General features: G+C 42.2%; 14 protein-coding genes and 1 pseudogene. 7 read left to right on the plus strand and 8 right to left on the minus strand.

All coding sequences use genetic code 11. The features are described from left to right. Both O9300_RS14045 and O9300_RS14050 read left to right on the plus strand, forming a co-directional pair. Positions 1–132, plus strand: a pseudogene (locus O9300_RS14045) (IS630 family transposase); the annotation flags it as partial. Between the two features lie 50 nt (positions 133–182). Further along, positions 183–332 (plus strand): hypothetical protein, encoded by a 150-nt coding sequence (locus O9300_RS14050; protein ID WP_287972262.1) that lies wholly within the window; start codon positions 183–185, stop codon positions 330–332. A gap of 375 nt (positions 333–707) precedes the next feature. Here O9300_RS14050 and O9300_RS14055 read toward each other — a convergent pair whose 3' ends face one another. The 4 genes from O9300_RS14055 to murQ form a co-directional block, all read right to left on the minus strand. Then, positions 708–1,286 carry an esterase/lipase family protein gene (locus tag O9300_RS14055; RefSeq protein ID WP_002760290.1) on the minus strand — a complete coding sequence of 193 codons (579 nt, stop codon included), beginning with the start codon at positions 1,284–1,286 and terminating at the stop codon, positions 708–710. A 308-nt stretch (positions 1,287–1,594) separates the two neighbouring features. Then, on the minus strand, positions 1,595–1,972 hold the full coding sequence (locus O9300_RS14060; RefSeq protein WP_287731041.1) for a DUF4164 domain-containing protein: 378 nt from the start codon (positions 1,970–1,972) through the stop codon (positions 1,595–1,597). A gap of 180 nt (positions 1,973–2,152) precedes the next feature. Beyond that, entirely contained in the window at positions 2,153–3,643 is a 1,491-nt protein-coding gene (locus O9300_RS14065; RefSeq protein ID WP_287972265.1) for a site-2 protease family protein, read from the minus strand. A 27-nt stretch (positions 3,644–3,670) separates the two neighbouring features. Then, positions 3,671–4,591, minus strand: a complete 921-nt coding sequence (murQ, locus tag O9300_RS14070) for an N-acetylmuramic acid 6-phosphate etherase (RefSeq protein WP_287972267.1) — start codon at positions 4,589–4,591, stop codon at positions 3,671–3,673. A gap of 92 nt (positions 4,592–4,683) precedes the next feature. On the opposite strand from murQ, the gene O9300_RS14075 reads away from it, so the two are divergent. The 4 genes from O9300_RS14075 (at position 4,684) to O9300_RS14090 (ending at position 6,676) form a co-directional block, all read left to right on the plus strand. Then, the gene (locus O9300_RS14075) at positions 4,684–4,806 is read left to right on the plus strand and encodes a hypothetical protein (RefSeq protein ID WP_287972268.1); all 123 of its coding nucleotides are present in this window, start codon (positions 4,684–4,686) and stop codon (positions 4,804–4,806) included. After that, positions 4,787–5,176, plus strand: a complete 390-nt coding sequence (gene rplU / locus O9300_RS14080) for a 50S ribosomal protein L21 (RefSeq protein WP_149989476.1) — start codon at positions 4,787–4,789, stop codon at positions 5,174–5,176. Before O9300_RS14075 ends, rplU begins: the two co-directional genes overlap by 20 nt. A gap of 34 nt (positions 5,177–5,210) precedes the next feature. Continuing rightward, a complete protein-coding gene (gene rpmA / locus O9300_RS14085) occupies positions 5,211–5,480 on the plus strand; it encodes a 50S ribosomal protein L27 (protein WP_002744094.1) in 270 nt (89 codons plus the stop codon). A 263-nt stretch (positions 5,481–5,743) separates the two neighbouring features. After that, the gene (locus O9300_RS14090; RefSeq protein WP_287972270.1) at positions 5,744–6,676 is read left to right on the plus strand and encodes a phytanoyl-CoA dioxygenase family protein; all 933 of its coding nucleotides are present in this window, start codon (positions 5,744–5,746) and stop codon (positions 6,674–6,676) included. 179 nt (positions 6,677–6,855) lie between these two features. Here the strand turns inward: O9300_RS14090 and O9300_RS14095 are convergent, their stop codons facing one another. The 3 genes from O9300_RS14095 to accA form a co-directional block, all read right to left on the minus strand. Next, positions 6,856–7,242, minus strand: coding sequence for a HepT-like ribonuclease domain-containing protein (locus tag O9300_RS14095; RefSeq protein WP_287972272.1), 387 nt, complete (start codon positions 7,240–7,242; stop codon positions 6,856–6,858). Then, positions 7,232–7,522, minus strand: coding sequence for a nucleotidyltransferase family protein (locus O9300_RS14100; protein ID WP_002736589.1), 291 nt, complete (start codon positions 7,520–7,522; stop codon positions 7,232–7,234). Before O9300_RS14100 ends, O9300_RS14095 begins: the two co-directional genes overlap by 11 nt. Before the next feature lie 144 nt (positions 7,523–7,666). Then, on the minus strand, positions 7,667–8,656 hold the full coding sequence (accA, locus tag O9300_RS14105) for an acetyl-CoA carboxylase carboxyl transferase subunit alpha (RefSeq protein WP_287972274.1): 990 nt from the start codon (positions 8,654–8,656) through the stop codon (positions 7,667–7,669). 324 nt (positions 8,657–8,980) lie between these two features. On the opposite strand from accA, the gene O9300_RS14110 reads away from it, so the two are divergent. Beyond that, positions 8,981–9,928: a fused MFS/spermidine synthase gene (locus tag O9300_RS14110; RefSeq protein ID WP_287972276.1), complete on the plus strand. Its 948-nt coding sequence runs from the start codon at positions 8,981–8,983 to the stop codon at positions 9,926–9,928. Positions 9,929–10,028: 100 nt separating this feature from the next. Here the strand turns inward: O9300_RS14110 and recJ are convergent, their stop codons facing one another. Beyond that, on the minus strand, positions 10,029–12,311 hold the full coding sequence (gene recJ / locus O9300_RS14115; RefSeq protein ID WP_287972279.1) for a single-stranded-DNA-specific exonuclease RecJ: 2,283 nt from the start codon (positions 12,309–12,311) through the stop codon (positions 10,029–10,031). Positions 12,312–12,572: the final 261 nt, after the last annotated feature.

Raw genomic sequence — 12,572 nt, forward strand, 5'->3', positions numbered from 1 at the left:
AAATTTTCTGACTTTTCTTCAGCTATTTATGAATGTCTGAATGATGCCCACCTGAAACATAAAAAAGAACTGGATTCCTTGCTCACTCTACGATTTCAGAAGTTTAATAAATCTCAGATTATGAACGTCTAAAGTATAGCTTCTTTCAGCAAGCCCTAAATAACTTAACTTCAGAAACACCTATGTCAGAAAATCCTCAAGCCTCTAAATACAACATTTTTCAACCCCAAAACGTGCAGATTATTGAACAGGGTGATGGCATTATTTATGATTACGCCACACCCCAAAATTTAGCCGAAGCTGCCCAAGAAATCCAACAACTTATCAGCTAACTTACCCAAACTTATCCGACTAATACCGAAATTGAAAAACAAACTTTTGTCGCACAAGTTGACGCAGAAATCAAGAAAAATTCTCGCCTAAGAAGCATTTTAATCACGGGAGGAATTGAATTAATTAAAGTCCTCTGTCCTCCCCTCGGTATTCCGATTGAAATGGGTAAAAAATGGCTAGAAACTGCTAATTTAAGTGAGTAAACCTAGAGGTTTAATAATCTTCTAATGATACAAATCCCGAAGTCCGCCGCTGATGCGTTTCATTTTTTAATTAGCACAATTATAACCATAAGTCAAGCTTTTTTGATGATAATTAACTTTTTTGTTGGTGATATTTTGACCTTGTTCCGGTATTGGAGAGAACCAGTATTTCTATTCTAATAAGGTCTCTTTAATTGTTGTTAAAACTTTGCTATCTTTGACCATCCAAGCATGGAGCAATACCGGAATGGAAATTTCTTTGCCCACCGATAAACGAGAACTATGGGCAGGAAATATCATTAAATCGTAGGGAGTCCAGATAATTGTGGTTTTAATTTTATTTAAAATTTGTTGACAATCTTGATTTAAATCCTCTAGAAATTGACTCCCCGGCTGCATTTGTCTAATCCCATCTAAGGGTAAACTATACGCGGTTAACGTGCCTCGATTCGGTGCAGAAATATTTAGGTAACGTTGCACTCTTGCCACTCCTCCCAATCTTTGCAGGTAGTAGCGGGTAATTAATCCTCCCATACTAAACCCAATCAGATCTACTTTCTGCTCTTTAGCAAAGTTTTTCTCGATATAATTCTCCACCTGACCGGCTAAAACTTCTAACTTTTTGTAACCATGATTGGGAATTAGATTAAAACTATGCACCTGCCAACCATGATAGTTTAAATACTCGCTCATCGGTTTAAAAACAGCAGTAGTGTCCAGAAAACCATGCACCAAAACAACGGGATTCATAGATGAGGTTTTATCCTTAAATTCTGAATCTATTCTAACGAATGATCGGGGTAATGATCGAAAAATTTTTGGGAAGAGCCTATCTAAGTATCTAAGCACAATTAATTACACATCTAAGCCACTACTCCGTCAGACATCTGCTGTGATCGGTAAACAGTGAACTGAAAACTCAAATCCGATCCCTAATAGCTGTATCCCGTATCCCCTATCCTGTCTCGGAGTCTCCTGTCTCGGAGTCTCCTATCTCCTGTCTCGACTAGGAAATTAATTTTGCACTACTACTTACTAGGTACGGCTACCGGCAACTTCTAAGGATTAGGGAAAAAACCAAAAAGTTTAGCGGCACCTCCTAAAATAGCGACTACCAATGCTATCAGAATCCCTCGATTGGTGAATTCCTGATAGGCAACCCTTGCAGTTAATCCCTCGATTTTTGTGCTTACTCGTTCATCCAGAGCTTTGATTTCTCCCTTGAGTTCGGCCTGTCCTATTTCTACTTTAGTTAACCGGTCTTCTATCTTGTCAAATCTCTCGTCAATACGGTTTTCCAGAGAGTCGATTTTCTCGTCAATACGTTTTTCCAGAGAGTCGATTTTCTCGTCAAGGCGTTTTTCCAGAGAGTCGATTTTCCCCTCAATCCTTGTCAGGACAGCTTCTAGGGAATAAGTGACAGTTTCGTTAGACATTTTGAGCAACTCCAAAAGTCAAATCTTCAGGGGTAAATACTGGAGGCTATATTTTACGGAAAAATCAGGGGTCTATAGGCGGACACGGATTCCCATTATAAGAAAATTATAAGTCAAGACTTGAGTTTTTGTCAAGCTTTTTTTTGACGGCAATCAATGGCAAGAATTTCGGGGAAGTATTTAGCCACCGATGCCTAACCGTCCCGCTAAACTAGGGCTTAAAGGAATCAGAGTCGCCAACATTAAAAAGAGTAGTAATAAACCCCAACCGGCGCGGGTGTCATCGGGTTCGGTTAACTCATTTAAACTAGGTCTTTCCAACTCTCTTTGTAAAAAAGCGACTAAAATTGTCCAATAGAGAGGAATCGGATTACTGGGATTAACTAAGGAAATAATGCCCAAAATGACCAAAGTGGCCACAGTGGTGCGGCGGGCAATTTTGCGACCATAAATAGCCTGAACAATTCTGCCACCATCTAACTGTCCAGCAGGCAGTAAATTAAGGGCGGTAATCACCAATCCTAACCAACCGATAACAGTTAAAGGATGCACGGAGATAACGGCATTTTGTAACTCGTCGCCCAGAACTATCCGCGCTAAAAAACTCACTAAAATTGAACTTTGGAAAAAGGTACTAGGGATTTGAAAAAGGCTGGCCGAATTAGATAAAGTCAGTCCAACGATTAACAAGATTAAAGAAACCAAACCTCCCAAAGCAGGACCAGCGAAAGCTATATCAAATAGGACACTGCGGTTAGGTAATAAAGATTCAAAACGAGTAATCGCCCCAAAAGAACCAATCTGCCAAGTGGGAAGAAAATAGGGTAAACTGAGACGAACATTATGGCGTTTAGCGATAATTAGATGACCGATTTCGTGGGCAATTAATACCGACCATAAACCCAAACTCAGGGGAATTGCTTCTCGATATCTCTGCCAATTACCAAACAAATCAAAACCTAATAAAATTCCCGCCGCTTCTAAGCTAGTGACAATGGTGGCTACTAACAAAACTAAAGAGAGATTTTTTTGAGCAAGAGTGGCAGGACTAGGATCGTTAGTTTTGGGAAGGATAATTACCACAGGTTTTTCCTCGGTTCCTTCCACCAGAAATAAACGATATTTGTCGCCAAAATTATTACTTAATTTCTGGGTTAAGCGCGAGTGAACTAGATCCGGTTCTCCCCGTAAATTGCCTTTAAAAATTGCCCCTTCCTGAAAAGAGATAGTTTCGGTGGCAAAAAAAGTATCTATCCCAAAAATACTCTGAATAACTTTTAAATCCTCTTCGGGAATTGGCATCACATCCGGTACAATTACTGTCACCGATGCCGTGGTTTCTAGAGGAGTAACGGACTGGCTAACTGCCGGGTTAACTTTCGGTTCAATTATCTGATTGGTTTTCAGTAAGCGTAAACGGCTGCCCAAATAAATATAGATAATGGTGGAAGCAACCAGTAAAAAGAGAATTACCGCTAGATTGAGATAAATTCCCGCCGCAAATAGCCCGAAAAAAATTAACCAAGGAGCTATGAGTACCAAGGATTGTAACCAAGCTAAAATTCCCAGTTGGCCGTAGGGTTTAGCCCGATAAAAACTCCAAGTCAAGATAGCACCAGCGACGAGGAAAATAACAGCGACCGCAGCAATTTCCGAAGAAATATTAACCATAGGAAAGTCAAAATCAATAGGTTTTTATCAATCAATTTGATTATAAGCTTGCAGGGCGGCCCGTAATTGACCCCGATGCTTTTGTAACAATTCTTGTCCTGCGGCCGCCGAAAGTCCCGTTTTCTGCATTAACAAAGCCAGTTTAACCCGGCGGCCACTTTTTTCCAGTAAAATAGCCGCTTCCTCGCGACTAACATCGGTAAGGTTGCAGATAATCCGCAGGGCGCGGTCATGGAGTTTATGATTAGTAACTGCCACATCGACCATCTGGTTGCCGTAAACCTTGCCTAACATTACCATTGTCCCTGTGGAAAGGATATTTAAAGCCATTTTCGTCACCGTTCCCGCTTTCAGCCGTGTGGAGCCGGCCAAAAGTTCCGGTCCAGTCAATAACCGGATATCCACATCCACCGCGATCTCCACTTGTTCGGCGGGGACACAACTAATAGCAATCGTCGTCGCACCTCGCTGTTTTGCCGCCTGTAAAGCCCCGTGAACGTAGGGGGTTGTCCCCCCGGCGGTAATCCCCACTACCACGTCTAATTCGTGAATTTCTCGCTGGGCAATAATCGCCGCTCCATCTTCCGCTTTATCCTCCAAATCTTCGGAACTACGCACCAGCGCCGCCGCTCCACCGGCAATAATTCCCTGTACCAATTCCGGGGGAGTGCAGAAGGTGGGGGGACATTCGGCCGCGTCCAAAACCCCCAGCCGGCCACTGGTTCCCGCCCCAATGTAAAAGAGTCTACCACCTTTAGCCAGAGCTTGACTGGTCAGGGAGATCGCTAGGGCCAATTCTTGCTGGGCCATGGCGATCGCTTTTAGGGTTTGGGCATCCTCGCGATTGAAGAGATCCACCAATTCGAGCGGGTTTAATTGGTCTAAATTTAGGCTGTTTGGGTTAATTTGTTCGGTTAACAGGTGTCCTCTGCTTTCCCACTGTTCCATAACGGTTTAATTGAGTTTTTCGTAAGATTATTTTTAGTATATAGCCAATCGGTGGGCTAAAAGCTTGACAATTGCCCCCTAGATATTAGATAATGGTAAATCGTGTCAATTCCTGCTCGGATCAGGTGAAGACATTAGCACAAAAGCTGGAATTTTTTTCAGCTACCTGTACGGCAAAACGAGCGCAGAAAATTCATGAGTTACGCAATTATTGAGACCGGTGGCAAACAGATTCGGGTAGAACCCGGTCGCTATTACGATATCGAACTTCTTCCCGTCGATGAACAAAGTACCCATACCATCGACAAAGTGCTATTAATCCATGATGAGGATGATATTAGCATCGGTCAACCCTTTATCGAAGGGGCCACCGTCGAAGGCACTGTCATGCAACATCGTCGGGGCAAAAAAGTTATTGTTTATAAAATGCGCCCGAAAAAGAAAACCCGTAAAAAACGCGGTCATCGTCAAGAAATTACCCGTTTTATGATTGATTCAATCAATTATAACGGTAAAACCCTAGTCGCCACTGCTGCTACCTCCGTCGCTGAAGTTGTAGAAGATAGTAGCGATGAAGAAGAATAACTTTTAGAATCAAAAAAGCATTTGGAGAGAAATTATGGCTCATAAGAAAGGTACGGGTAGTACCCGCAACGGACGCGATTCTCGTTCCCAGAGACTAGGCGTTAAGCGCTACGGTGGTCAAGTGGTAAAAGCGGGAAATATTCTCATCCGTCAACGGGGTACTAAAGTTCACCCGGGTAAAAATGTAGGTCGTGGTGGCGATGATACTTTATTCGCTTTAATTGATGGTGTGGTCAAATTTGAATACAAGGATAAAAGTCGCCGTCAAGTTAGCGTTTATCCTGCTGAAGTTAGCGCCAGTTAATCCCATCAACCCTGATTAATTTTTTCCCTGTAACCTCCTAACTCATCCTAGGGGGTTTTTTCAGATAATTTATATCGTTTCCTAAGCTAGTGAGGTACACCTATTTTTCTTCCCTTTTGCCTTTTGCCTCTTGCATGAGTGCCTAAAACCCATAACTTTTGTACCTCAGCAGACTGAAAAACGCTATATATCTGTTGACAGACTAGACCGAACACTCATAGATTAGAATAGTCCGAAAGTAGCTCGGAAAAGATGGACTCACCATGATTCTTAAAATTGCCGATATCTTAAAAAATTTGCCCTGGTCTTTCAATTCTACTGCCGAATTACCCTGGTTAGAGCGATCGCAAGCCGAAAAATCCCTGCAAAAAGCTCGTCAACAACGGCGAATTTCCGAACGAGAATATCAACTCCTTGACCATTGGCGAGAATTGGGTTATTGTATTGTCAAAGATTTAATTCCCGCAACGGCGATCGATAATTTAGTAGCGGAATTAGCCGATTTATTTTTCCTAGAATCGGCTATCCCTGGATTAAGAATTGAAGGCATTCAAGCAGAAAATCTACCGGCGAGTTTAAGTCACGAGCAAGTTTTAGCCCTAGATATCGAGCAAAGAAAAGCCTTGGTTAATTCTATTTGGCGACTCCATGCCTTTCATGAGATTTCCCCCGCTGCTCGAGCAATTTTTGACAATCAAAATCTGAGAGATTTAGTTAATTTAATTATTGGCAAATCCTGCGAACCGAGATATTCCATCAACTTCCTGCACGGTACAGAGCAGGGGCTGCACGAGGATATGGCAGTTTTTTATGTTCATCCTGCTAATCATTTAGTCGGTGTTTGGATTGCCTTGGAAGATATTTCCGCCGATGCTGGGCCGCTAATTTTTTATCCTAAATCTCATAAAAATATCAAAGTAACTGACTTTTTTCCAGACTATCCCGCCGTCAATCTTAAAAATATTACTGCCGCTCAAATTCCCCAATACCAAGATTATGTTAACCAGCGCGCTCAGAATTATGACTGTCAATCATTTACTGCTAAAAAAGGAGAGATTCTTCTCTGGCACGGAATGTTAATTCATGGTGGTGGGAAGATTAATAATACCCTGCTAACCCGTAAATCGATGGTCATTCATTTTATTGCCGAGGGTGGCGATTACAACGATCGGGCTTTGGGACCTTTTAATTGGTAAGATTAATTTACCACTAATAACTCGGAAATAATCGGACTAATACTAAATCCGTTTAGTATAGGCTACTTATGAGGAGAGGCAATAGGGGTAATAGATAATCCGTCTTTAATAACTGGATTTAGTATAACATCGGATTTTAACAGGTCAAAAGTCTTATTTTCAAAGGGTTTTACCATCATTCAGCAAGCCCTAAATATGACAAATGCCCCGCAACTATTCTGGTTTTTTTCCCTTGACAATACTTCTTGTAGTTGTGGTACTAAGGTCGGCAAATCTTCTCGAATTGTTGCCCAAATTCTACTTAAATTAACTTGAAAATATTCGTGAGTTGCAACATTTCTCATTCCTGCCATTAAACGCCAAGGAATAAGAGGATAGCGAGACTGAATTTCCTTCGGTACATTTCTAGTTGCTTCTCCGATAATAATAAAATCATAGAGAACCGCTTTGATATTTGTTTGATTCTTGGCAAATTCCTCAAACGTCATTGCCTTTGTTCGCTGTTCAATTTCACTGATAGATTCTAAAATGTCTTGAAGGCGAAGTCGCCAATCTCTAGAAGGCATTGATCAGATCCTCAAGCACAGGTTCCCGTAAATGTTCTCTTAAGGCATCCTGAGTTCCTAAATCCACAGAGCATCCCAGAATATCTTCTAAATAATACTGTACTTGCAGAAGTTGAAAAAAACCACCTTGTCGATCGAATTCTACTAACAAATCTACATCACTATCGGCATCAGCTTCATCCCTGGCCACTGAACCAAATAAAGACAAAGATTTCACCCCTAGTTTTTGTAACTGTTCTCGGTGTGCCTCTAGAATTGCCAGCACCTCGTCCCGTTTCATCTGGTGTGTCTTTGAACCTGCCATCAATATTATAGCTTTGTCGGTGCAACCCTTAAACTGAAGCTGAACCCTAGCAAATCTACAAAACAAACTAATCACTGAAAACTCACATCTGATAACTGATCACTGATCACTGATCACTGATTAAGCTGTAGCTTCTAAAAATACGCCTAAATTGCGGAATTTTTGATAACGAGATTCGCGCCGTTGTTGGGGAGTTAACACAGATAAAGCCTCTAAATTTTCACTAATAGCGGCTTTTAAATTGGCTGCCGCTCTAATCGGATCAGCATGGGCCCCTCTGGAGGGTTCAGGAACGATCTGATCGATAATATTTAACTCTTTTAAATCTTTTGAGGTAATTTTGAGGGCAACTGCTGCTTTATCGGATTTTTTGGCATCTTTCCAGAGAATGGCGGCACAAGCTTCGGGAGTCGCCACGGTATAGACAGAATGCTCTAACATTAACAGGCGATCGCCGACCCCAATGCCCAAAGCGCCGCCCGAACCACCTTCGCCAATAACAGTACAAATGATCGGCACATCTAAACGGAACATCTCCCGGAGGTTATAGGCGATCGCTTCCCCTTGACCTAATTTTTCCGCTTCCACCCCCGCCCAGGCGCCGGGGGTATCAATAAAGGTTAAAATTGGCTGATTAAACTGATGGGCGTGTTCCATTAAACGCATGGCTTTACGATAACCCCCGGGGGCAGCCATGCCGAAATTTCTAGCCACATTATCCTTAGTATCCCGGCCTTTTTGATGCCCGATAATCACCACGGGACGACCGTTAAAACGGGCAACACCACCCACAAGAGCGGGATCGTCGCAACCACCGCGATCACCGTGTAACTCGAACCATTCATCGGTGATTGCTTGAATATAGTCAAGGGTACTGGGGCGCCGGGGATGACGGGCTAATTGTAGCCTTTGGGAAGGGGTGAGATTGCTAAAAATTTCACGACGTAATTGATTAGCTCGTTCGTCTAGTTGACTAATTTGTTCCGAGACATCTACGCTATTTTCTTGGGCTAATTCTTTAATCTGTTCGATGCGGGATTCTAATTCGTAGAGGGGTTTCTCAAAATCTAGGAGAAAAATCTTTTTCTCGGTAGTCTCGTTTTTGGTCATAGGTTAGTGGCTAGAAGTTTACTTGGAGCTAAGTAGGTAGGCGTTAAAAATTATCAAATACCCCCCTTGTCAAGGGGGGATTAAGGGAGGATTAAGGGGGGATCGGCACCCCCCTTATCAAGGGGGGCAGGGGGGATCAGAGGCAAAATCTATCTTCAATTTAATTATAACTACTTACTTAATCTTTTCTAGCTTAACGTTTTTCAGCGATCGATTATCGGCAGCTTCGGGATTACCTGGAGATAATTTCAGGTTATCGATCGAATTTTGTCAATTGTTGTATAATGATAGATCGTGCCTTTTTCACCCCAAGGAGGATTAGTTATGGCAGGAAGTGAACTAAAAGCGGATCTATGGGTTAACGAATATATTACCCCCTGGGACATTTATAGTCATGGGGTTTCGCGGATTTTAGCCTACAAAAAAACCGCTTTTCAGGAGATGTATATTGTTGAGTCGGGGGCCTATGGAAAAGCCTTGGTACTGGATGGCAAATGGCAATCTTGTACGGGGGATGAATTTATTTATCATGAAGCATTAGTGCAACCGGCAATGATTGCCCACCAAGAACCAAAAACTGCTTTAATTCTGGGAGGTGGTGAAGGTGCGACAACGCGGGAGTTATTGCGTTGGAAAACCATCGAAAAAGTGATGATGATCGATATCGATGGGGATGTGGTGGCAGCTTGTAAGGAACATCTTCCCGAAATGCACCAAGGCACTTTTGATGATCCTCGTTTTGAGTTAGTTGTCGCTGATGCTTTAGAAGTTTTAGACACCACTAACGATCGATGGGATATTATTATCTCCGATCTGGTTGATCCCATCGAAGAGGGTCCTTCTTTCCCCCTATTCACGAAAGAATACTTTGAAAAACTACAAAGAGTTTTGGCAGAAAATGGCATTGTTGTTGTCCAATCTGGCCCGGTTTCTCCTCCTTCGGTGATGTATCATGCGCGTTTGGTGAATACTTTAAAAGCAGTTTTTCCCTACGTTCATTCCTATTGCGCTCCCACTCCTAGTTATGGTTCCCCTTGGGGTTTTACTCTCTGTGCTAATCATCCTTTAAATACTCGTCCCGATCCGGACGTGGTAGATGAATTAATCAGCGATACAACTACGGGAGGATTACGTTTAATTGATGGCATGAGTTTACTAGGAATGTTACAAACTCCTCTCTATATTCGTCAAGCAATCGCACAAAATACGGAAGTTTATACCCTGGCAAAACCCCCGAAATTCTTCGGTCAAGGAGTAATCAGTGACCAGTAATCAGGAGTCAGGAGTCGGTCGTCAGGAGATAGGGTGATAGGGTGATAGGGATTTAGGAGTCAGTAATCAGTAATCAGTAATCAGTAAATAAGGGTTATAACTAGAAATCGATCGAGTCTTCATGATTAAGAATTGTTTGCAGAATTTCTAGGGGAACAGTAGCAAAGTATTGCTGGAGAAAGTTTTCTAGGGCCACCGCTTCTAGAAATTGCTCAATCTTATTAATTTTTGCCTCATGATTGACTAATTCAAAGGATAAATTTTCTTGATTTTTCTTGACTTTAAAGCCATTTTCTGCTAGGGAAATTAATCCTAATTCTAGGGTATGATAACTGAGGTTTAAGCGGTTTTGTAATTGTTGACAGGAAATGCTGGTTTTAGTTCTAGCTAAATATTTCCCGATCCCGACAAGGTTTATCCATGTGGTGTGAGCGGATTTTTTCAAAGGACTAGCATAGGCAAGAACTAACTTTTTATCGCGTAAAATTGCCTGTTGATATTCCCGGGAAAGTTTTGTCCAATCCCGGGGACATTCCCAGAGAAAAAGGGGATTTAATTGGCTAACTTCTCGATTAATTTCTCGATGGCGATTGTCGATTAAAAAATCTTTTTTATTGCTATAGGTTAGGGATTCTTGTTGATAGGGATGCAGGGCAATTAAGCGCACTTCATAGCGATTTTTGTAGGTATTAAAATCTAATTCGACTACGGCATCATAACGGGTATCGGCAGCAATTTCGTCTTTGTGATGACCCCACCACATACCGGGGAATCCCTGCTCGATTGAACTATCCCAGATCTCAAAAGTTGTCCGGGGATAAGCGATTTTTCTGCCTTTGAAATCTTCAAGATTTTTATGCCAAAGATTGTGAAAATAACAATTTTGAATTAATAGCTTCGGTGTCGGATTACCCATCCCGCAGGGTTCCAGTAATTTTAATTCTCTAAATAGACTTTTTCCCAATTGGGAAACCGTCACCACCGCAGCCACTTCTATCTCGGAAGAAAGGGAAGTTAAATCAATTCCTGTGCGTCGCAATTGTTGATTAATTCCCTCAATAAATAGCGGTAAATTTTCTATAGTTAAACTTAAACCTGCGGCCAAAGGATGACCACCAAAACGATGTAAAAGATGGGATTGAGAGGATACTAATTGATAGAGATCGATATCACGAATTGACCGAGCGGAACCCTTAGCAAAAGGTGGCTCACTGGTACTTAATAAAATTGTTGGTCGCTGGTATTCTTGGGCAATTTGTCCCGCAACTAATCCTAAAATTCCCGCCAGCCATTGGGGATCATCTAAAATAATTACATTAGTGGTGGAAAGATCAATTCTTTCTAGTTTTTTCTGAACTTGTTTAATAATATCCCGTTGGATTTCTTGGCGACGAATATTGGCCAATTCCGCTTGTTCAGCTAATTCGTGACAACGTTTTTCATCTTCACTGGTAAGTAATTCTACACAAAATCTGGCATCGCCATAAATGCGACTGACGGCATTAATGCGCGGTCCAATACCGAAGGATATATCCATCGGTCTATCTCCGGTTTTGTTACATAAATCGAGTAATTTTTTAACTCCCAAACGCTGAGTGTTTTGCAGTTTTTTAAGACCTTTTTGGGCTAAATAACGACATTCTCCCGTTAATTTGACTAAATCGGCAATTAAACCAATCGCAACTAAATCCAGTAAATTTTCTAGGGGTTTTCTGGGAATATCTGCCAGGGTTAAATACATCGCTTCCACTAATTTATAAGCAACGGCAACCCCAGAAAGATGATAGAAAGGATGGGTTTCCACAAAGTAGCGGGGATTAATCAGGGCAATCACCTCGGGGCGCTCGTCGGGTAGGGTATGATGATCGGTGATGATAATATCGATACCTAGACTGTTTGCATAGTCAATTTCGGCGATATTCGTGCTTCCCGTGTCACAGGTGACGATTAAACTGGTTCCTTGATGCGCTAGTTTCTCGATACCAGGACAATTGAGGCCGTGGGATTCTTTTTGGCGATCGGGTATGTAATAATCTAACTGTTGATAGGGTGGGAAAAACTGCCCCAATCCTTCCCAGAGTACACTGGTAGCGGTGACACCATCGGCATCGAAATCACCCCAAATAGTCACTTTTTCCCCTTTATTGAGGGCTTTTTCCAGTCTTTTGACGGCAAAGTTCATTTCTTGCCCAAAATCAAAGGGAGTTTTTGACTGATAAGCTTTCTCATCCAGAAACGTCCCCAGAGTCGCCATATCCCGGACACCGCGATGCCATAATATTTGTGCCACGACGCTGCCATCCGACTCTGGGGTGTAGTCTTGGACTATTTTTAAAAACTCTTGGGGAAGCTCTACCGATGGGGGAATTTGCCAGCTAGACACGGGATATCAAGGAAAAAGTAAAAAAGGTGACAGTTTTTGTGATTTTCCCTATCTCCATTTAGGGCTTGCTGAATAAATGTGAAATGTAGGCAAGGTAAGGGTTTTGTGGCTTTACGAGCGAAACAGGTGCAAGATTTTGAGAGAATCGTGCTTCAAAACCTTGCGTCTTCATCGGCCCGCGTCCTGTAGGGGCGAAGCATTCGGATAAAAAATCTACGGTTTCACCGATAGGTTATTGCCCGAATGCTTCGCCCGTACTTT

Origin of the sequence: Microcystis sp. LE19-195.1E (assembly GCF_027532095.1) — a bacterium.
In the GTDB taxonomy this organism is placed as follows: Bacteria; Cyanobacteriota; Cyanobacteriia; order Cyanobacteriales; family Microcystaceae; genus Microcystis; species Microcystis aeruginosa.